General features: G+C 42.1%; 20 protein-coding genes and 1 other annotated feature. All 20 genes read left to right on the top strand.

Annotation, left to right across the window (positions count from 1 at the left end):
• The first annotated feature begins 1 nt into the window (after position 1).
• The 20 genes from PU629_RS21865 (at position 2) to rpsJ (ending at position 20,160) form a co-directional block, all read left to right on the top strand.
• Positions 2-412, top strand: coding sequence for a Mini-ribonuclease 3 (locus PU629_RS21865; protein WP_275282123.1), 411 nt, complete (start codon positions 2-4; stop codon positions 410-412).
• 102 nt (positions 413-514) lie between these two features.
• Positions 515-1,255: a 23S rRNA (guanosine(2251)-2'-O)-methyltransferase RlmB gene (rlmB, locus tag PU629_RS21860; RefSeq protein WP_275282122.1), complete on the top strand. Its 741-nt coding sequence runs from the start codon at positions 515-517 to the stop codon at positions 1,253-1,255.
• On the top strand, positions 1,256-1,762 hold the full coding sequence (locus tag PU629_RS21855) for an NYN domain-containing protein (RefSeq protein ID WP_275282121.1): 507 nt from the start codon (positions 1,256-1,258) through the stop codon (positions 1,760-1,762).
• 109 nt (positions 1,763-1,871) lie between these two features.
• Positions 1,872-2,477 (top strand): RNA polymerase sporulation sigma factor SigH, encoded by a 606-nt coding sequence (gene sigH / locus PU629_RS21850; RefSeq protein WP_275284515.1) that lies wholly within the window; start codon positions 1,872-1,874, stop codon positions 2,475-2,477.
• A gap of 172 nt (positions 2,478-2,649) precedes the next feature.
• The gene (gene rpmG, locus PU629_RS21845) at positions 2,650-2,823 is read left to right on the top strand and encodes a 50S ribosomal protein L33 (RefSeq protein WP_481900463.1); all 174 of its coding nucleotides are present in this window, start codon (positions 2,650-2,652) and stop codon (positions 2,821-2,823) included.
• 28 nt (positions 2,824-2,851) lie between these two features.
• Entirely contained in the window at positions 2,852-3,049 is a 198-nt protein-coding gene (gene secE, locus PU629_RS21840; protein ID WP_275282119.1) for a preprotein translocase subunit SecE, read from the top strand.
• Positions 3,050-3,122: 73 nt separating this feature from the next.
• On the top strand, positions 3,123-3,656 hold the full coding sequence (gene nusG, locus PU629_RS21835) for a transcription termination/antitermination protein NusG (RefSeq protein WP_275282118.1): 534 nt from the start codon (positions 3,123-3,125) through the stop codon (positions 3,654-3,656).
• A gap of 183 nt (positions 3,657-3,839) precedes the next feature.
• Positions 3,840-4,265 carry a 50S ribosomal protein L11 gene (rplK, locus tag PU629_RS21830; protein ID WP_275282117.1) on the top strand — a complete coding sequence of 142 codons (426 nt, stop codon included), beginning with the start codon at positions 3,840-3,842 and terminating at the stop codon, positions 4,263-4,265.
• Positions 4,266-4,407: 142 nt separating this feature from the next.
• Positions 4,408-5,097: a 50S ribosomal protein L1 gene (rplA, locus tag PU629_RS21825; RefSeq protein WP_275282116.1), complete on the top strand. Its 690-nt coding sequence runs from the start codon at positions 4,408-4,410 to the stop codon at positions 5,095-5,097.
• A 45-nt stretch (positions 5,098-5,142) separates the two neighbouring features.
• Positions 5,143-5,284: a sequence feature (ribosomal protein L10 leader region), on the top strand.
• A 47-nt stretch (positions 5,285-5,331) separates the two neighbouring features.
• On the top strand, positions 5,332-5,829 hold the full coding sequence (gene rplJ / locus PU629_RS21820; protein WP_275284514.1) for a 50S ribosomal protein L10: 498 nt from the start codon (positions 5,332-5,334) through the stop codon (positions 5,827-5,829).
• Positions 5,830-5,919: 90 nt separating this feature from the next.
• Complete coding sequence (gene rplL / locus PU629_RS21815) at positions 5,920-6,285, top strand: 50S ribosomal protein L7/L12 (RefSeq protein ID WP_275282115.1); 366 nt, start codon at positions 5,920-5,922, stop codon at positions 6,283-6,285.
• 234 nt (positions 6,286-6,519) lie between these two features.
• A complete protein-coding gene (locus PU629_RS21810; RefSeq protein WP_275282114.1) occupies positions 6,520-7,116 on the top strand; it encodes a class I SAM-dependent methyltransferase in 597 nt (198 codons plus the stop codon).
• Between the two features lie 174 nt (positions 7,117-7,290).
• Complete coding sequence (gene rpoB, locus PU629_RS21805) at positions 7,291-10,812, top strand: DNA-directed RNA polymerase subunit beta (RefSeq protein ID WP_275282113.1); 3,522 nt, start codon at positions 7,291-7,293, stop codon at positions 10,810-10,812.
• Positions 10,813-10,959: 147 nt separating this feature from the next.
• Complete coding sequence (gene rpoC / locus PU629_RS21800) at positions 10,960-14,580, top strand: DNA-directed RNA polymerase subunit beta' (RefSeq protein WP_275282112.1); 3,621 nt, start codon at positions 10,960-10,962, stop codon at positions 14,578-14,580.
• 79 nt (positions 14,581-14,659) lie between these two features.
• Positions 14,660-14,911: a 50S ribosomal protein L7ae-like protein gene (locus PU629_RS21795; RefSeq protein WP_275282111.1), complete on the top strand. Its 252-nt coding sequence runs from the start codon at positions 14,660-14,662 to the stop codon at positions 14,909-14,911.
• A gap of 99 nt (positions 14,912-15,010) precedes the next feature.
• Positions 15,011-15,427 carry a 30S ribosomal protein S12 gene (gene rpsL / locus PU629_RS21790; protein ID WP_275282110.1) on the top strand — a complete coding sequence of 139 codons (417 nt, stop codon included), beginning with the start codon at positions 15,011-15,013 and terminating at the stop codon, positions 15,425-15,427.
• Between the two features lie 60 nt (positions 15,428-15,487).
• The gene (rpsG, locus tag PU629_RS21785; protein WP_275282109.1) at positions 15,488-15,958 is read left to right on the top strand and encodes a 30S ribosomal protein S7; all 471 of its coding nucleotides are present in this window, start codon (positions 15,488-15,490) and stop codon (positions 15,956-15,958) included.
• 30 nt (positions 15,959-15,988) lie between these two features.
• Complete coding sequence (gene fusA / locus PU629_RS21780; protein WP_275282108.1) at positions 15,989-18,070, top strand: elongation factor G; 2,082 nt, start codon at positions 15,989-15,991, stop codon at positions 18,068-18,070.
• Positions 18,071-18,194: 124 nt separating this feature from the next.
• The gene (gene tuf / locus PU629_RS21775) at positions 18,195-19,382 is read left to right on the top strand and encodes an elongation factor Tu (RefSeq protein ID WP_275282107.1); all 1,188 of its coding nucleotides are present in this window, start codon (positions 18,195-18,197) and stop codon (positions 19,380-19,382) included.
• A 469-nt stretch (positions 19,383-19,851) separates the two neighbouring features.
• Positions 19,852-20,160, top strand: coding sequence for a 30S ribosomal protein S10 (gene rpsJ / locus PU629_RS21770; protein ID WP_275282106.1), 309 nt, complete (start codon positions 19,852-19,854; stop codon positions 20,158-20,160).
• Positions 20,161-20,170: the final 10 nt, after the last annotated feature.

Here is a 20,170-nt window from a genome sequence, read left to right as displayed (position 1 = left end):
TATGGAAATTAATCAAGTGTCTAGAACACGTGTACAGGATATCAATGTACTCGCATTAGCCTATTTGGGAGATGCAGTTATTGAACTGCATGTGAGAGAACATTTATTATTGAGTGGTTTAGTTAAACCTAATGGCCTTCATCAGGAAGCGATTCGTTATGTTTCGGCAAGGGGGCAGGCAGACTTTTTGCATCACCTGATGGAACAGGAATTCTTAACTGAAGAAGAACTGTCCGTAGTACGACGAGGAAGAAATGCAAAGTCTGCCACGGTCCCTAAGAATACGGACGTACAAACCTATCGCTATGGAACAGCGTTTGAAACGCTCATTGGGCATTTATACTATGAAGGTTATGAAGACAGAGTAGAGGACCTTTTGAAGAGGCTTATGGTGTTTCATTCTTCTAACTAAAGGGAAGCCGTATTTTTGTCTTCAAAAAAAGCAAAGTTAAGTAAATGACTTAATATCGATCAACAGCATGAATGGGTATTCATAGAAAGGAGGGCGGTTGACATGGCAGATGAATGGATTATTGGCCGGCATCCGGTAGCAGAAGCTATTGAATCCGGGAGAGAAATAAATAAGATTTGGATTAATAAACAAAGCCAGGGACTAAGCCAAGATTTAATGAATAAAGTGAAAGAACGAAAAATCACGGTTCAGTTTGTCCCTCGTCAAAAGCTCGATCAACTCGCGGGGTCGGAGCGTCACCAGGGGATTGTAGCATCGGTGGCTGCTCATGAATACGCAGAAATAGACGATTTGTTTGATAGAGCTAAGGAGCGTGGGGAAGATCCATTCTTTATTTTATTAGATGGGTTAGAAGATCCTCACAATCTAGGGTCTGTTCTGCGTACGGCAGATGCGGTTGGCGCTCACGGCGTCATTATTCCTAAGAATCGGGCGGTTGGCTTGACATCGGTAGTCGCAAAAGCGTCAACGGGAGCTATTGAGTATATTCCTGTTACGAGAGTGACCAATTTAGCGAGGACGATGAAAGAGTTAAAGGAGCGAGGCGTTTGGTTTGTTGGAACAGCAGCGGATGCTCCAAAGGATTATAAGAAAATGGAGGCGAAGCTCCCGCTGTGTCTCGTGATTGGGAACGAAGGGAAAGGAATATCTCGTTTAGTCCGTGAGGCATGTGATTTCCTTGTCAGCATTCCGATGCGAGGTAAAGTAACCTCACTGAATGCTTCGGTGGCAGCGGGTCTATTGCTTTATGAAATTCAACGTATCAGAGAGACTGAATCCTAAATGGACGTGCTGTTAGTTGATGGTTATAACATAATCGGTGCCTGGAGAGAGTTAAGTGAGTTGAAAAACCATGATTTTCATGCCGCTCGAGAGCGATTAATTGATGAGCTCTCGGAGTACCAAGCTTATAAAGGCTGGCGTCTAATTGTGGTTTTTGATGCTCATCTCTCTCAAGGGATTGAGAAAAAGGCTAAACAATCACGTGTCGAAGTGATTTATACAAAAGAGAAAGAAACAGCTGATGAGCGTATTGAAAAGCTAGTCTCTCACTATAAAAATGTAAAGACGAATGTGTATGTCGCAACATCGGATCTAATGGAGCAATGGACCATTTTTACACAAGGCGCTTTACGTATTTCGGCACGAGAACTTATAACGGAAATTTCCCAAATAAAAAAACAAATAGCCTCGAAAGTGATAGAAACCAATAACGTGAAACAGCGAGGGACGATCCCTTTGTCAAAGGAGATCTCGGATCATTTTGAAAGGTTGCGCCGAGGGAAATGAATTGGTTGACAATTCTAAAAATTGTTGTATAATTAAAATCAAGCGTCTCTATGCGGGGGGATAAGTTTTGATTGACTATTCAGATACATATGAGGTTGATTTAGCCGCGATGGAAGACGAGGATATAGTTAAGAATGTTCATAAAGGTGATCATCAGGCGCTTGAGTATATGATTTTTAAATACAAGAATTTTGTTAGAGCCAAAGCCAAATCCTATTTCTTGATTGGGGCTGATCGAGAAGATGTCGTTCAAGAAGGGATGATTGGACTCTATAAAGCTATTAGAGACTTTAATGGGGACAAGCTCACAACATTCAAGGCGTTTGCGGAATTATGCATTACTCGTCAGATGATTACAGCTGTTAAGACGGCGACTCGGCAAAAACACATCCCTCTAAATTCCTATGTGTCATTGGACAAGCCTATTTATGATGAAGAATCAGACCGTACCTTAATGGATGTTGTTTGCGGCTCAAAGGGTTTGGATCCCGAACAACTCCTCATTAATCAGGAAAAGTATGATGACATTGAAGGGAAAATGTCAGAGGTTTTGAGTGATTTAGAGCGAAAGGTTTTAATGCTTTATTTGGACGGCCGCAGTTATCAAGAAATATCGGCTGATCTCAAACGTCATGTGAAGTCGATTGATAATGCTTTGCAACGCGTGAAACGGAAATTGGAGCGCTTCTTAGAGTTGAAAGAAATAAGTTTATAAAGAAGTTTAGCTTATAAAATGCTAGAGTAGAGATCGAGACAGGGGAACTCCCCTGTTTTTTGTTGCGTTGACAGGGTTTGTCAGCCTATGATAAAGTTTAAGCAATATGGCAATAATAGTTTAATGTATTTTTAATAAGATTCATATCGTATCATGCATTCTTTTAGATTGAATGGTTGAATTGAAGGTGGCTCAATTGGCGGAGAAGCTTAGCCTCGAGTGCGAGGTTTGCAAACAGAGGAACTACACGACGTTTAAGACGAAAGACACAGCGTCCGTTAGGGTGGAACTTAGGAAATTTTGTCAACGTTGTAATCGTCACACCATTCATCGCGAAACAAAATAATAGCGGGATGATGTTGGAGGGTCTTTTTATGGTAGGCATTTTTAAAAGGTCAGGTCAATTTTTCCACCATGTATTGTTAGAGCTTAAACGCGTAAAATGGCCGACTCGAAAGGAACTTGTCAGTTATACTTCGACCGTTTTAATTACGGTTATTTTATTAACCGTTTTTTTTGCTTTGATTGATTTAGGTGTGTCAGCTCTGTTACGCTTGATCACTAATCAATGATAATTGTTGAGTTTTATTAGTTCTGGTATTGACGTGTGTGGTTAGGGAATAAGGTTTGGAGGAAATGAGACTCATGGAGAAGAACTGGTATGTTGTTCACACATACTCTGGTTATGAGAATAAAGTCAAGGCAAACCTTGAAAAACGTGTTGAGTCGATGGGAATGTCAGATAAAATTTATCGCATTCTTGTTCCGATGGAAGAGGAAACCGAGTATAAGAATGGTCAGAAGAAGTCAGCAATGAAGAAGGTATTTCCAGGTTATGTGCTCACTGAAATGATCATGACCGATGATTCTTGGTATGTGGTTCGCAACACGCCGGGCGTAACGGGGTTTGTCGGTTCGACAGGAGCAGGATCAAAGCCAATCCCTTTATTGCCTGAAGAAGCAGAAGCTATTCTTAAGAAAATGGGTATTAAAGACAAGCGGGCTGAGTTTGGCTTTGAACTCAAAGAACAGGTCAAAGTAATCGAGGGACCATTCGCAGATTTTGTGGGTTCTATCGAAGAAATTGATTCTGAAAAAGAGAAGGTTAAGGTCCATGTAAATATGTTTGGACGTGAAACCCCTGTCGAGCTCGATTTTGATCAGATTCAAAAATTATAATCTGATCTTGCATTTAAAGCTCATAGATTGTATAATTTTAATGTTTGCATCTAAAGTTTCGTATCGTTATAATAAACAGGTGCGAAAAAATACTAGGCTGAAGGATCAGTTTAGTGCTTAATAAATGTAAGAGTGGGAGGAGAACAACTCCGTACCACATCACGGACTAAGGAGGTGTGTCTCGTGGCTAAGAAAGTAATTAAAATGGTAAAACTTCAAATTCCAGCAGGTAAAGCGAATCCAGCTCCACCAGTTGGTCCAGCTCTTGGTCAAGCGGGTGTTAACATTATGGGATTCTGTAAGGAATTCAATGCTCGTACGGCAGATGAAGCTGGTATGATTATCCCTGTAGAAATCACGGTTTTCGAGGACCGTTCTTTTACATTCATTACCAAAACTCCACCAGCAGCTGTTCTTTTGAAGAAGCAAGCTGGAATTGAATCTGGATCTGGTCAGCCTAACCGCAACAAAGTTGCTACTGTTAAGCGTGATCAAGTTCGTGCGATTGCCGAACTTAAAATGCCAGATTTAAACGCAGCAAGCGTTGAAGCGGCTATGCGTATGGTAGAAGGTACAGCTAGAAGCATGGGTATTGTCATCGAAGACTAATTTTTTATGAATTAAACGGTATGTATGAAGCTAGTTTCAAATGTTTTTGGACTAGTGTCCGAGCGAGGTTGCAGCTGTTGGCTTGCAACCTTGTTTTAAGGTGGGAGGTTCTACCGTTATAACCACAAAGGAGGAAATTAAAATGGTAAAAAAAGGTAAGCGTTACACAGCTGCGGCTGAGAAAGTTAATCGTGAAGCAGTTTATTCGCTTGAAGAAGCTGTGAAGCTTGTAAAAGAAACATCATCTGCTAAATTTGATGAGTCCGTCGATATTGCAATCCGTCTTGGTGTTGATACTCGTAAAAATGATCAACAAGTTCGTGGTGCTGTTGTCCTTCCAAACGGAACGGGTAAAACACAACGCGTTCTCGTGTTGGCTCGCGGTGAGAAAGCTAAAGAAGCAGAAGCTGCTGGCGCTGATTACGTGGGTGACCAAGAGTACATCGCTAAAATTAACCAAGGTTGGTTTGAGTTTGATGTAATGGTTGCAACACCGGATATGATGCCTGAAGTAGGTAAATTAGGACGTGTGCTTGGACCAAAAGGTTTAATGCCAAACCCTAAAACTGGCACCGTGACAATGGATGTTACTAAAGCAGTGAATGAAATCAAAGCTGGTAAAGTTGAATTCAGAGCGCACAAGGACGGCAACGTTCATGCTCCGATCGGTAAAGTATCTTTTGACGATCAGAAGCTCATTGAAAACTTTAACACATTTCTTGAGGCGATCCTAAAAGCGAAGCCAGCGGCAGCAAAAGGTGTTTATGTACGTAACATTGCCGTTTCTTCAACTATGGGTCCTGGCGTGAAAGTTCAAACTCCAGGTCGTTAATATATATTGACATCGATTTAAGAATCGTATATAATACAAGATGTTGTTTTGAATATCGACATACCGTAGACCGTAGGTGCTCAAGTATGAGCTTAATTTCCTACCGAGGTGATGTGATTGGTGAAAGATCTAATTTTGAACCAATACGCCTTCATGTCTGCGACGTGAAGGCGTTTTTTATAACCCCCTCGGGCATGTTGATTTTTCAGTGGACATTGAATTCAGGAGGTGGAAATCGTGAGCGTTCTCGAACAAAAGAAACAAGTTGTTGATGAGATTACAGAAAAACTACGTGCGAGCCAAACAACTGTTGTTGTTGACTATCGTGGACTTAATGTATCTGAAGTGACTGAGCTTCGCAAACAGCTTCGTGAAGCAGGCGTTGAGTTCAAAGTATACAAGAACACAATGCTTCGCCGCGCAACAGCTGCATTAGAATTAACTGGGCTTGATGAGTTCTTAACAGGTCCGACTGCTGTAGCTTTTAGTCCAGAAGATGTTATTGCTCCGGCTAAAGTGCTTCATAAGTTTGCAAAAGAGCACAAAGATCTTGAAATTAAAACAGGTGTGATTGAGGGTAAGGTAGCAACAGCTGATCAAATCAGCGCGTTGGCTGAACTTCCATCACGCGAAGGTTTGCTTTCTATGTTGCTTAGCGTTCTTCAAGCGCCAATCCGCAACTTGGCACTTGCTGTTAAAGCAGTTGCTGAGAAAGAAGAAACAAGCGCCTGATAAGGGTTTTGATTTTATTGAAACAGTTCTGATATGAATGTTTCTGAAACATAAAACGAAAAAAACAAAATATGAGGAGGATTTCCTAAAATGACTAAAGAAGAAATGATTAGTGCGATTAAAGAAATGTCCGTTCTTGAACTTAACGATCTTGTTAAAGCAATCGAAGAAGAATTTGGTGTTACTGCTGCTGCTCCAGTTGCTGTAGTTGGTGCTGCTGGCGGCGACGCTGCTGCTGAAGAAAAAACTGATTTTGATCTTGTTCTTGCTAGTGCTGGCGCAAGCAAAATTAAAGTTATCAAAGTGGTTCGTGAAATCACAGGTCTTGGCTTGAAAGAAGCTAAAGAACTTGTTGACAACGCACCTAAGACTCTTAAAGAGGGCTTAGCTAAAGAAGAAGCTGAAGAAATGAAAGCTAAACTTGAAGAAGTTGGCGCCGTTATCGAGCTTAAATAATTCCTGTTAAATGTAAGCCCGCGGATATCAGCGGGCTTTTTTCCCCATTATTTTAAACTTTCCTCATTGAAGATTTGATGGCTTAGTGTCAGACAGTATCTCATAAGCCTCAGATTCAATAAACGTGTATTATAAGAGACCTCGGTGATCCTGATTTTTCGAAAAGCTTATCTTTTAAGCTCCAGGTGTAAACGCCTGGCTCATGATGACAAGTAAGGAATGAGGATGAAATTAGTGTCTCAGCATTATTATAGCCAAACCCCAAAAAGTGAAAGTCATCCCAATAATATACAGGTTGATATTTGTGGACTGAAGTTGAAGCTTATTACTGATGCAGGTGTTTTTTCAAAGAATGGATTAGATTATGGATCTCGAACTCTTCTGGAAGCCTTCAGAGAACCGGATGGTGTTAAAGGGCCTCTATTAGATATAGGATGCGGGTATGGTCCTATTGGGATCACGCTGAGTCTTTTATATCCAGAACGCCCAGTTACCATGATTGATGTGAATGAGCGAGCGGTCCAGCTTGCGAAAAAGAACGCTGAAGCTAATCAATCTAACGCAAATGTGCTCCAAAGCAATCTTTTTGAAAACGTGCATGGGACCTATGCGGCAATTATCTCGAATCCTCCTATTCGGGCAGGTAAAGAGATTGTTCATCAGATATTAGAAAATTCATCTGATTATTTGTTGGAGGGCGGAGAACTTTGGGTGGTGATCCAAAAGAAACAAGGAGCTCCTTCAGCTATTAAGAAATTAGAAATGATTTATCAGGATGTAGAAATAAAAAAGAAAGACAAAGGTTATTATGTGATTTGCGCAAAACGCTAATTAATTGACTGGCAAAAAACGCAATGCTATTATTATATAATGCCAATAATTTAAGTTGGTTTTCTTATGTATGGAAACGCCAGGAATTGGCAATAGTAGAATAATACGGAAAAGTCTCGGGAAACACAAAGTTTGCCGGCTTCAATATGCTTGATTTTGAGGGGTGAATGAGAGTTGACAGGTCAACTAGTGCAGTATGGACGTCACCGCCAACGCAGGAGTTATGCTCGCATCAAAGAAGTGTTAGAACTTCCCGATTTGATCGAAATCCAAACTTCCTCCTATCAATGGTTTCTTGATGAGGGAATTCGCGAAATGTTTCAAGATATTTCGCCGGTTGAAGATTTTACGGGGAACCTTGTATTGGAGTTTGTGGACTACAGTCTTGGCGAACCCAAATACAGTGTAGACGAGTCAAAAGAGCGTGATGTAACTTACGCTGCGCCGCTGAGAGTGAAAGTGCGTCTCATTAATAAGGAAACGGGTGAAGTGAAAGAACAGGAAGTCTTCATGGGAGATTTCCCTCTTATGACTGACTCGGGAACTTTCGTTATTAATGGAGCCGAACGGGTTATTGTCTCGCAGCTTGTTCGGTCACCGAGTGTCTACTATAACCCTAAGTTTGATAAGAATGGCAAAAAAGGGTTCACAGCAACCGTGATTCCAAACCGCGGAGCATGGCTGGAGTTCGAAACGGATGCGAAGGATGTTGTTTATGTCCGGATAGATCGAACACGTAAACTACCAATTACTGTGCTTTTAAGAGCATTGGGGTTTGGGTCTGATCAAGAAATCATCGATTTGCTTGGCGAAGATGAGTATTTACGAAACACCCTTGATAAAGACAACACTGAGGGAACGGAAAAGGCCCTAATCGAAATTTACGAAAGGCTTCGTCCGGGCGAACCACCTACAGTGGAAAACGCAAAGAATCTTTTAGAAACCCGATTCTTTGATCCTAAGCGTTATGACCTTGCAAGCGTTGGACGCTACAAGATGAATAAAAAGCTTCACATAAAGAATCGATTATTTAACCAAAAATTAGCGGAACCATTAGTTGATCCTGAAACAGGCGAGATCATCGCTGAAAAAGGAACTCTTTTGGATCGTCGTACTTTGGATCGTCTCTTACCTATGATTCAAAAATCGCTCGGCTTTAAAACCTATCAACCAACACAAGGTGTCATTGAGGGGCAAGAGGTCCTATTACAGTCCATTCGTGTTTTTGCACCTGATGACGAAGAGGGTGAGCGCGAACTCAAGATCATAGGTAATTGCGAAATTGAAGAAGAGATTAAGCATATTACACCAGCAGATATCATTGCGTCTATTAATTATTTCTTTAATTTATTGCATGGTGTAGGCACAACAGATGACATTGACCATTTAGGGAATCGTCGTTTGCGTTCAGTTGGTGAACTCTTGCAGAACCAATTCCGAATTGGATTATCTCGTATGGAGCGCGTGATTCGTGAGCGTATGTCCATTCAAGATACGAACTCGATTACACCGCAAGCACTCATTAACATTCGCCCTGTCATTGCGTCTATTAAAGAGTTCTTTGGTAGTTCACAGCTTTCTCAATTCATGGATCAAACCAATCCGCTCGCTGAACTTACTCACAAGAGAAGATTGTCAGCCCTTGGACCAGGCGGTTTGACTCGTGAACGTGCGGGTATGGAAGTGCGAGACGTTCACTATTCCCACTATGGTCGTATGTGTCCAATCGAAACGCCAGAAGGTCCAAACATTGGATTGATTAACTCGCTTTCATCATTTGCCAAAGTGAATAAGTTTGGGTTTATTGAAACGCCTTATCGACGCGTTGATCCTGAAACAGGTCGTGTGACAGGTCATATCGATTATTTAACCGCCGATGAGGAAGATAATTATGTAGTGGCCCAGGCGAACGCAAAGCTTGATGATGAAGGGAATTTTATTGATACCGATATCGTATCTCGTTTCCGTGGTGAGAACACTGAGGTTAAGAGAGAACGAATTGATTATATGGATGTTTCGCCGAAGCAGGTTGTGTCGGCAGCGACTGCTTGTATTCCGTTCTTAGAAAATGACGACTCAAACCGTGCCTTAATGGGAGCGAACATGCAACGTCAAGCGGTACCGCTTTTAATTCCTCGTTCTCCATTAGTCGGTACAGGTATGGAACACGTTTCGGCTAAAGATTCAGGGGCTGCTGTTCGTGCCAAAATCCCAGGTCGCGTTGAATACGTATCATCCAGATATGTAAAAGTTAGAACCATTCAAGAAGTGGACGGCCGGGAAGTAGAAGGTGATTTAGTCACTTACAAGCTCCTTAAATACGTGCGTTCAAACCAAGGAACGTGTTATAACCAACGCCCAATCGTCTCTGTCGGGGACTATGTAACAAAGGGCGAAATATTGGCGGACGGTCCTTCAATGGAAAAAGGAGAACTTGCTCTTGGTCAAAACGTGCTTGTTGCCTTTATGACATGGGATGGCTATAACTATGAAGATGCCATTATCATGAGTGAACGTCTTGTAAAAGATGATGTTTACACATCTGTTCATATTGAAGAATATGAATCAGAAGCTCGTGATACTAAGCTTGGACCTGAAGAAATCACAAGAGATATTCCAAACGTTGGTGAAGATGCTCTTAAGAACTTAGACAGCCGCGGGATTATTCGAATTGGCGCGGAAGTTAAGGATGGAGATATCTTAGTTGGTAAAGTAACGCCAAAAGGTGTAACTGAACTAACAGCTGAAGAACGTCTCTTGCATGCTATCTTTGGTGAAAAAGCACGCGAAGTTCGTGATACATCTTTACGTGTGCCTCATGGCGGCGATGGGATCATTCACGATGTAAAAATCTTTAATCGTGAAGATGGCGATGAGCTTCCTCCTGGTGTGAATCAATTAGTGCGCGTTTATATCGTTCAAAAGCGTAAGATTCACGAAGGAGATAAAATGGCGGGCCGTCACGGAAACAAAGGGGTTATCTCCCGGATTCTTCCTGAAGAAGATATGCCATTCATGCCAGACGGAACTCCAGTTGATATCATGTTGAATCCACTTGGTGTGCCATCTCGTATGAACATTGGTCAGGTGCTTGAACTCCACTTAGGAATGGCAGCAAGACAACTAGGCATTCACGTTGCGACGCCGGTATTTGACGGAGCCCGTGAGGAAGATGTTTGGGAAACTCTCGAAGAGGCTGGTCTTCCTAGAGATGGTAAAACCGTTCTTTATGATGGAAGAACCGGTGAAGCTTTTGATAACCGTGTCTCTGTGGGTGTCATGTACATGATTAAACTTGCTCACATGGTTGATGATAAGCTTCATGCACGTTCGACCGGACCATACTCACTTGTTACGCAGCAACCATTGGGTGGTAAAGCTCAATTTGGTGGGCAACGTTTTGGTGAGATGGAAGTATGGGCTCTCGAAGCTTATGGTGCGGCGTACACGCTTCAGGAAATTCTTACGGTCAAATCAGATGATGTCGTTGGTCGTGTGAAGACTTATGAAGCCATTGTTAAAGGTGAGAATGTCCCTGAGCCTGGTGTACCTGAATCATTTAAAGTATTAATCAAAGAACTTCAAAGTTTGGGAATGGATGTTAAGATTCTTTCAGGTGATGAAGAAGAAATAGATATTCGCGGCATTGAAGAAGAAGAAGAAGCACAAAACGAAACCATTAATGTCGGTGTTTAAAGCACAGTTTAGTGCTTGTTATGGAAATGCCTTTCTCTTATAAGTATCGATGCTGAACCCAATGTGTTCAGCATCGGTGTTTTGGGGGAATTAGTAGGGGATTATCGGTTCGACCCAAACTAAATGGAAATAAGGGAGGTTGCCCCCTTGTTAGATGTAAATAAATTTGAGTTTATGAAAATTGGTCTTGCCTCACCTAATAAGATTCGCTCTTGGTCTAGGGGTGAAGTCAAAAAGCCAGAAACAATCAACTATCGAACATTAAAGCCAGAAAAAGATGGTCTCTTTTGTGAACGCATTTTTGGACCAACTAAAGACTGGGAATGTCATTGCGGTAAGTATAAACGTGTTCGATATAAAGGGGTTGTCTGTGATCGCTGCGGAGTTGAAGTAACGCGTGCAAAAGTCCGCCGTGAGCGGATGGGTCACATTGAACTCGCTGCACCAGTCTCTCATATCTGGTACTTCAAAGGTATTCCAAGCAGAATGGGTCTTCTTTTAGACATGTCGCCTCGTGCATTGGAGGAAGTTATTTACTTTGCCTCCTACGTGGTAACAGAAGCAGGTGATACTTCTTTAGAAAAGAAACAACTTCTTTCTGAAAAAGAGTATCGTGCCTACCGTGAAAAATTTGGCAATAGCTTCAAAGCGGGTATGGGTGCCGAATCCATTAAAAAATTGCTTCAAGACATAGATTTAAATAAAGAAGCAGACATCTTAAAAGAAGAATTGAAGACGGCGCAAGGACAAAGACGTACGCGTGCTATTAAGCGCTTGGAAGTTCTTGAAGCCTTCCGTAATTCGGAAAATGATCCTTCTTGGATGATTTTAGATGTTCTGCCGGTTATCCCGCCTGAGCTTCGTCCTATGGTTCAATTAGATGGCGGTCGGTTTGCTACAAGTGATCTAAATGATCTATATCGCCGTGTAATCAACCGGAACAATCGTCTTAAACGCCTGCTTGATTTAGGCGCGCCTAGCATTATTGTTCAAAATGAAAAGCGGATGCTCCAAGAAGCTGTAGATGCATTGATTGATAATGGTCGTCGCGGGCGTCCTGTTACTGGACCGGGTAATCGACCTTTGAAATCACTTTCTCACATGCTTAAAGGTAAACAAGGACGTTTCCGTCAAAACTTGCTAGGAAAACGTGTTGACTACTCTGGTCGTTCAGTTATTGTTGTTGGACCGAACCTTCAAATGTATCAATGCGGTCTTCCAAAGGAAATGGCGCTTGAACTTTTCAAGCCATTTGTTATGAAAGAGCTTGTAAGTAAAGGGATTGCTCATAATATTAAGAGTGCCAAACGGAAAGTTGAAAAAGTTCACCCAGATGTTTGGGGTGTCTTAGAAGATGTAATTAAGGAGCATCCAGTACTCCTTAACCGTGCACCGACTCTTCACCGTCTTGGAATTCAGGCGTTTGAACCAACTTTGGTTGAAGGACGCGCCATTCGTTTGCATCCACTCGTTTGTACGGCATATAATGCGGACTTCGATGGTGACCAAATGGCTGTTCACGTTCCTCTTTCGGCAGAAGCTCAGGCAGAAGCACGTTTGCTCATGCTTGCTGCTCAAAACATTTTGAACCCGAAAGACGGGAAACCAGTTGTTACGCCTTCACAAGACATGGTATTAGGAAACTATTACTTGACGATTGAAAGAAAAGGAGCAATTGGTGAAGGGAAAATATTCAGAAATGCTGATGAAGCCCTTATTGCTTACCAAAATGGGTATGTTCATTTGCATTCTCGTATTGCTGTTCCTGCAGCAACGCTTAATAATCTTTCTTTCACTGAAGAACAAAATAAGCAATATTTAATTACAACCGTAGGGAAGCTTATTTTTAACCGCATTTTGCCGGAGTCATTCCCTTATATAAATGAACCAACTCACTACAACCTTGAAGTTGCTACTCCAGAGAAATATTTTGTTTCTCCTGGTACGGATATTCCGGCTGAAATTCAGAAACGTGAAGAAGTTTCGCCATTTAAGAAGAAGATTTTGGGCGATATTATTGCTGAGGTCTTCAAACGATTTAAGATTACAGAAACCTCAAAAATGCTTGACCGTATGAAGGCGTTAGGTTTTGCTCACTCAACAAAAGCCGGGATTACGATTGGGGTAGCCGATATCGTTGTTCTAAAAGAAAAACAAGAAATCCTTGCAGAAGCGGAAGAAAAGGTTAACAAAGTGCTCAAACAATTCCGCCGCGGTCTCATCACCGAGGAAGAGCGTTATGAGCGAGTGATCTCTATCTGGAGTGGTGCGAAAGATACGATTCAAGATAAACTAATGGGATCCTTGGATAAATTCAACCCAATCTTCATGATGCAGGACTCAGGGGCGCGTGGTAACGCCTCAAACTTTACTCAATTAGCCGGTATGCGGGGTCTTATGGCGAATCCGTCGGGACGAATTATTGAACTTCCAATTCGCTCCAGTTTCCGTGAAGGGTTAACCGTATTGGAATACTTTATTTCCACTCACGGTGCGCGTAAAGGTTTGGCGGATACAGCTCTGAAAACAGCTGACTCTGGATATTTGACACGTCGTCTTGTAGATGTTGCCCAGGACGTCATTGTTCGTGAAGAAGATTGCGGAACGGACCGCGGACTTCTTGTTAGTGCAATTAAAGAAGGTAATGAAGAAATTGAAAGTTTATTTGACCGCTTAGTTGGCCGTACAGCTCATGAAACGATTTGTCATCCTGAAACAGGGGAAGTCTTCGTTGAAATCGGCAATGTGATTACTGAAGATCAAGCCAAAGCGATCACGGATGCGGGAGTAACAGAGGTCATTATTCGCTCAGTCTTCATGTGTGAGACACCACACGGAGTATGTAAAAAATGTTATGGCCGTAACCTCGCAACTGGTTCTGAAGTTGAAGTGGGTGAGGCAGTTGGTATTATTGCAGCACAATCGATCGGTGAACCGGGTACTCAGTTAACCATGCGTACATTCCATACTGGTGGTGTTGCAGGGGATGATATCACGCAAGGTCTTCCTCGTATCCAAGAGTTGTTTGAAGCTAGAAATCCAAAAGGTCAAGCCACGATTTCTGAAATCAGTGGTACGGTAACTAATATTACTGATCAAAAGGATAAGCGTGAAGTCACTGTTCAAGGAGCTATCGAAACCTTGTCTTATAGCGTCTTGTTGAATTCTCGTCTCAAAGTTAAAGAAGGCGATGAAGTTCATGCTGGTCAAGTGTTGACTGAAGGCTCAATTGACCCTAAAGAATTATTAAGGGTTGCTGGTATGGAAGGTGTTCAAGAGTACCTTCTGCGCGAGGTTCAAAAAGTTTATCGCATGCAGGGTGTTGAAATTGGCGATAAGCACGTTGAAGTAATGGTTCGTCAAATGATGAAAAAGGTTCGCGTGGTTGAATCTGGTGACACAGATGTTTTACCTGGCGCTTTGATGGATATTAACAACTTTAAAGAAGCCAATAAACAAGTTCTCCTAAATGGAGGAAGGCCAGCAACCGCTCGTCCAATCTTGCTTGGTATTACAAAGGCATCTCTTGAGACGGAATCGTTCTTATCAGCTGCGTCATTCCAGGAAACAACACGTGTGTTGACCGATGCAGCGATCAAAGGAAAACGTGATGAATTACTAGGTCTTAAAGAAAATGTTATTATTGGTAAACTTGTTCCGGCTGGTACAGGTATGCCGCGCTATCGCAAGGTTGAATTCCAAAGAGTAGATGAAGAGGGAGAAACAACTCACGCTTCTGATGACAATTTGGTTAACCAAGAAAGCTAAGAAGTATTGACAAGGCAGGGTACCCAATGCTATTATGATTGGGTGCTCTGAAATACCTTGTTGCTTTGGAGGATCTCCAATGTCTTATGAAAAAGTAACACAGGCCAAAAACAATATTGTTATAGGCACCAAACAATCCCTTAAGGCTTTAAAAGAAGGGCGTGTATCTGAGATCGTCTTTGCCTCAGATGCTGACAATCACGTGACGAATAAGGTTCTTGAACTCGCTCAGGAGAAAGGCATTACCATCTCTGAAGTGGATTCAATGAAGAAGCTTGGTCGTGCATGTGGCATAGATGTCGGCGCTGCTATTATTGCCTTAGAAAAATAGGGCGGCTTGGGTTTTTCTTATGTCCTGTTTTTTTGCCAAAAAATGATTCACCTGGATCTGTGGGTCTAGATTTATATATTTGAAAGGAGGAAATAATTCATGCCAACTATTAACCAACTTGTCCGCACTGGACGTCAATCCAAAACAAGAAAGTCTGACTCTCCTGCTTTAAATAAAGGGTACAACAGTTTCAAGAAATCCTTGACTGATCTTTCTTCACCGCAAAAACGTGGGGTTTGTACTCGTGTAGGGACGATGACTCCTAAGAAGCCAAACTCAGCATTGCGTAAATATGCGCGTGTTCGTTTGACTAACGGGATTGAAGTAACAGCTTATATTCCTGGTATTGGCCATAACCTTCAAGAACACAGTGTAGTTCTTATTCGCGGAGGCCGTGTAAAAGACCTTCCAGGGGTACGTTATCACATCATTCGTGGTGCGCTTGATACTGCTGGTGTTAACAACCGTATGCAAGCTCGTTCTAAATACGGCGCTAAGCGTCCTAAACAAAAATAAGGTTCTCTTTTAAAAGAAAGCCTGTAGATGAATTAACCAATCTTGAAAGGAGGGGAACCTATGCCACGCAAAGGTCCTGTTGAAAGAAGAGATGTTTTACCAGATCCACTATATAATTCGAAATTGGTTACACGTTTAATCAACCGTATTATGGAAGATGGAAAGCGCGGAAAAGCCCAAACCATTCTCTATAAAGCATTTGATTTGATCAAAGAACGCACCAGCCAAGATCCGATGGAGGTATTTGATCAAGCTCTTAAAAACGTTATGCCAGTTCTAGAAGTACGCGCTCGTCGTGTTGGTGGTGCTAACTACCAAGTACCAGTTGAGGTGCGTCCTGAACGTCGTACAACTCTTGGTCTGCGTTACCTTGTAAACTATTCACGTCTGCGCGGTGAGAAGACAATGGTTGAGCGTTTAGCTAATGAAATCATTGATGCTTCTAATAACACTGGTGCATCTGTTAAGAAGCGTGAAGATATGCACAAAATGGCAGAAGCGAATAAAGCGTTCGCGCATTATCGCTGGTAATACAGAACATAAGAGAAAGGAGAGAGACCCATGGCAAGAGAATTCTCCCTTGAGAAAACAAGAAATATCGGGATCATGGCACACATTGATGCTGGTAAAACAACGACTACTGAGCGTATCCTATTCTATTCTGGCCGTATTCACAAGATTGGTGAAACACACGAAGGTGCTTCCCAAATGGACTGGATGGAGCAAGAACAAGAACGTGGGATCACGATCACGTCAGCTGCTACAACCGCTCAATGGAATGATCACCGAGTTAATATTATTGACACCCCAGGACACGTAGACTTCACAGTTGAAGTTGAGCGTTCATTGCGTGTGCTTGATGGTGCGGTTGCTGTACTGGATGCACAATCTGGTGTTGAACCTCAAACTGAAACAGTTTGGCGTCAAGCAACGACCTATCACGTACCTCGTGTTGTTTTTGTTAACAAAATGGATAAAATCGGTGCCGATTTCCTATTTTCAACGAAAACATTGCACGATCGCTTGCAAGCAAACGCTCATCCAATTCAACTTCCAATCGGTGCTGAGGATGAGTTTAACGGAATCATTGATCTTGTAGAAATGAAGGCTTATTTCTATGAAGATGACCTAGGGACAAACATTACTCAAGGTGACATTCCTGATGAGCACAAAGAACTTGCTCAAGAATGGCGTGATAAGCTAGTTGAGGCTGTTGCTGAGCTTGACGAAGAGCTTATGATGAAATACCTTGAGGGTGAAGAAATTACTGTAGAAGAATTAAAAGCAGGTATCCGTAAAGGTACTTGTAATGTTGAATTCTACCCAGTACTTTGCGGTTCAGCCTTTAAAAACAAAGGTGTTCAATTAGTATTGGATGCTGTTATCGATTACTTACCATCTCCACTCGACATCCCTCCAATTAAGGGTGTGTTGGTTGATACGGAAGAAGAAGTAACTCGTAAAGCAGATGATAATGGTCCTTTCTCTGCTCTTGCATTTAAAGTTATGACAGATCCATTCGTTGGTAAGTTAACTTTCTTCCGAGTGTATTCTGGTAAGGCAGAAGCAGGTTCATACATCATGAACTCAACAAAAGGTAAGCGTGAGCGTCTTGGACGTATTCTCCAAATGCACGCAAACACTCGTGCTGAAATAAAAGAAGTATTCTCGGGTGATATTGCAGCGGCAGTTGGTTTGAAGGATACAACTACAGGGGATACGCTATGTGATGAAAAGAACCAAGTTATCTTGGAATCCATGCAATTCCCAGAGCCAGTTATTTCGGTCGCAATCGAGCCAAAATCGAAAGCAGACCAAGATAAGATGGGTCAAGCACTTGCTAAGCTTGCTGAAGAAGATCCTACATTCAGAACTGAAACAAATGAAGAAACAGGACAAACGATCATCTCTGGTATGGGTGAACTTCACCTTGACATCATTGTTGACCGTATGCGCCGTGAATTCAAAGTTGAAGCTAATGTAGGTGCACCACAGGTAGCTTACCGTGAAACAATCCGTCAAGCTGGTAAGTGTGAAGGTAAGTTCGTCCGTCAATCCGGTGGTCGTGGTCAATTTGGTCACGTTTGGATTGAGTTTGAACCACTTGAAGAAGGCGGCGGTTTTGAGTTTGTTGATAAGGTTGTTGGTGGTGTTGTTCCGCGTGAATACATCCCAGCGGTTGGTGCTGGTGTAGAAGAAGCGCTTCAAAATGGTCTTCTAGCTGGATACCCTGTTATCGACGTTCGCGCAACTCTTTATGATGGTTCTTACCATGATGTTGACTCAAATGAGATGGCGTTTAAAATTGCAGCTTCTATGGCTCTTAAAAAAGCTAAAGAAGTGTGTAAGCCAGTTATCCTTGAGCCAGTCATGAAGGTAGAAGTCGTTATTCCTGAAGAATATCTTGGGGATATCATGGGTGACATCACAAGTCGCCGTGGCCGTGTTGAAGGTATGGAAGCACGTTCCGGCGCTCAAGTGGTTAAAGCTATGGTTCCACTATCTGAGATGTTTGGATATGCTACAACTCTTCGTTCTGCAACACAAGGTCGCGGTACTTACACAATGCACTTCGACCACTATGAAGAAGTACCAAAGTCCATTGCTGAAGAAATTATCAAGAAAAATGCCGGCGGTCGCTAATTCATAGATTCAAATGTTGTGAAACACCTAACATTATTGTAAGCTAGGGTGGGAGTGCATAACGCGCCACCACCTTAGACACATATAAAATTAACTTTCTTTATTTAAAAGGAGGACATCCATAATGGGAAAAGCTAAATTTGACCGTTCTAAGCCACACGTTAATATCGGAACAATTGGTCACGTTGACCATGGTAAAACTACTTTAACTGCTGCTATCACTACTGTTCTTGCAAAGAGCGGTAAAGCGGAAGCTCGCGGTTATGATCAAATCGACGGTGCTCCAGAAGAAAGAGAACGTGGTATCACAATCTCTACTGCACACGTTGAGTACGAAACTGATGCACGTCACTACGCACACGTTGACTGCCCAGGACATGCTGACTACGTTAAGAACATGATCACTGGTGCTGCTCAAATGGACGGCGCGATCTTAGTTGTATCTGCAGCTGATGGTCCAATGCCTCAAACTCGTGAGCACATCCTTCTTTCTCGTCAAGTTGGTGTTCCTTCGATCGTTGTTTTCTTGAACAAAGTAGACATGGTTGATGACGAAGAACTTCTTGAATTAGTAGAAATGGAAGTTCGTGATCTTCTTTCTGAGTACGACTTCCCTGGTGACGATGTACCAGTTGTTGCAGGTTCTGCTCTTAAAGCTCTTCAAGGCGATGCTGCTTATGAAGAAAAAATCATCGAACTTATGACTCAAGTTGATGAGTACATCCCAACTCCAGAACGTGATACTGACAAGCCATTCATGATGCCAGTTGAGGACGTATTCTCTATCACTGGACGTGGTACTGTTGCTACTGGTCGTGTTGAGCGTGGTGTGGTTAAAGTTGGCGATGTAGTTGAGATCCTTGGTCTAACTGAAGAGCCTAAGCAAACTACTGTAACTGGTGTTGAAATGTTCCGTAAGCTTCTCGACTTCGCTGAAGCTGGCGACAACATTGGTGCTCTTCTTCGTGGTGTTGACCGTGAAGAAGTTGAGCGTGGACAAGTGCTTGTAAAGCCAGGTACTGTAAAAGCTCACACTAAGTTCAAAGCAGAAGTTTACGTTCTTTCAAAAGAAGAAGGTGGACGTCACACTCCATTCTTCTCTAACTACCGTCCACAATTCTATTTCCGTACAACTGATGTAACTGGAACAATCATGCTTCCAGAAGGTACTGAAATGGTTATGCCTGGCGATAACGTTGAAATGACTGTAGAATTGATTGCTCCAATCGCGATCGAAGACGGAACTAAGTTCTCTATTCGTGAAGGCGGCCGTACAGTAGGCGCTGGCGTTGTAGCTTCAATCATTGCATAATTAAATCTTTAAAAGGAAGACGCCTCTCGGGGCGTCTTTTTTGTTTATAAATAAATGAAGGGACAGACCTCTTTGTATATTTGAGAGAACACACCTCGGCTGAAAGAATAACTGCCCAAAAAGGTGTGTTCCCACCATAGTAAGCGGTAAGTAAGACTTCTTTAATAGAACTTATGATTAGCTACTTGATTTTTATGCATAAAATCTGTATACTTAGTTGGTCTGTTGCTAAACAGAAATGTGAGATGCTAACTGTTAAATACCAATTGATTCCTAGTGTAATAACCCCTATAATGTTCAAGAAAAACTTGATTTTGCCTAGTTTTTTTTATATAATAGGAAATGTTGGTTTTAGCGATGATGCGGAAGGTTGCGGATACACCCGGCCCCTTTGCCATGGCTAGTGTATACGGGAAATTTTCGCGGAGTTAGTCTATTTCATAAAATGGGCGATAAAGGAGGGAATACAATGGCAAAGCAAAAAATACGCATTCGTTTGAAAGCTTATGATCACCGTATTTTGGATCAATCAGCAGAAAAGATCGTTGAAACAGCAAAACGTTCTGGTGCAAAGGTATCTGGACCAATTCCGTTACCTACTGAAAAATCGATTTATACGATTTTACGTGCGGTCCATAAATATAAGGATTCTCGTGAACAGTTCGAGATGCGCACGCATAAGCGTTTAATCGATATTGTAAATCCAACACCGCAAACAGTGGATTCACTTATGCGTTTAGATTTACCATCTGGTGTCGACATTGAAATCAAATTATAATACAGAAATT

Source organism: Pullulanibacillus sp. KACC 23026 (genome assembly GCF_029094525.1).
Lineage (GTDB): Bacteria > Bacillota > Bacilli > Bacillales > Sporolactobacillaceae > KACC-23026.
The sequence above is the reverse complement of the archived record's forward strand: the minus strand, read 5'-3'. Positions and strand labels throughout refer to the sequence as shown.

What these genes read in the sequence shown, in the direction of transcription:
- PU629_RS21865 (WP_275282123.1), top strand. Translation starts at nt 2, where the DNA reads ATGGAAATTAATCAAGTGTCTAGAACACGTGTACAGGATATCAATGTA.
- rlmB (WP_275282122.1), top strand. Translation starts at nt 515, where the DNA reads ATGGCAGATGAATGGATTATTGGCCGGCATCCGGTAGCAGAAGCTATT.
- PU629_RS21855 (WP_275282121.1), top strand. Translation starts at nt 1,256, where the DNA reads ATGGACGTGCTGTTAGTTGATGGTTATAACATAATCGGTGCCTGGAGA.
- sigH (WP_275284515.1), top strand. Translation starts at nt 1,872, where the DNA reads ATGGAAGACGAGGATATAGTTAAGAATGTTCATAAAGGTGATCATCAG.
- rpmG (WP_481900463.1), top strand. Translation starts at nt 2,650, where the DNA reads ATGGTTGAATTGAAGGTGGCTCAATTGGCGGAGAAGCTTAGCCTCGAG.
- secE (WP_275282119.1), top strand. Translation starts at nt 2,852, where the DNA reads ATGGTAGGCATTTTTAAAAGGTCAGGTCAATTTTTCCACCATGTATTG.
- nusG (WP_275282118.1), top strand. Translation starts at nt 3,123, where the DNA reads ATGGAGAAGAACTGGTATGTTGTTCACACATACTCTGGTTATGAGAAT.
- rplA (WP_275282116.1), top strand. Translation starts at nt 4,408, where the DNA reads ATGGTAAAAAAAGGTAAGCGTTACACAGCTGCGGCTGAGAAAGTTAAT.
- rplL (WP_275282115.1), top strand. Translation starts at nt 5,920, where the DNA reads ATGACTAAAGAAGAAATGATTAGTGCGATTAAAGAAATGTCCGTTCTT.
- PU629_RS21795 (WP_275282111.1), top strand. Translation starts at nt 14,660, where the DNA reads ATGTCTTATGAAAAAGTAACACAGGCCAAAAACAATATTGTTATAGGC.
- rpsL (WP_275282110.1), top strand. Translation starts at nt 15,011, where the DNA reads ATGCCAACTATTAACCAACTTGTCCGCACTGGACGTCAATCCAAAACA.
- rpsG (WP_275282109.1), top strand. Translation starts at nt 15,488, where the DNA reads ATGCCACGCAAAGGTCCTGTTGAAAGAAGAGATGTTTTACCAGATCCA.
- fusA (WP_275282108.1), top strand. Translation starts at nt 15,989, where the DNA reads ATGGCAAGAGAATTCTCCCTTGAGAAAACAAGAAATATCGGGATCATG.
- tuf (WP_275282107.1), top strand. Translation starts at nt 18,195, where the DNA reads ATGGGAAAAGCTAAATTTGACCGTTCTAAGCCACACGTTAATATCGGA.
- rpsJ (WP_275282106.1), top strand. Translation starts at nt 19,852, where the DNA reads ATGGCAAAGCAAAAAATACGCATTCGTTTGAAAGCTTATGATCACCGT.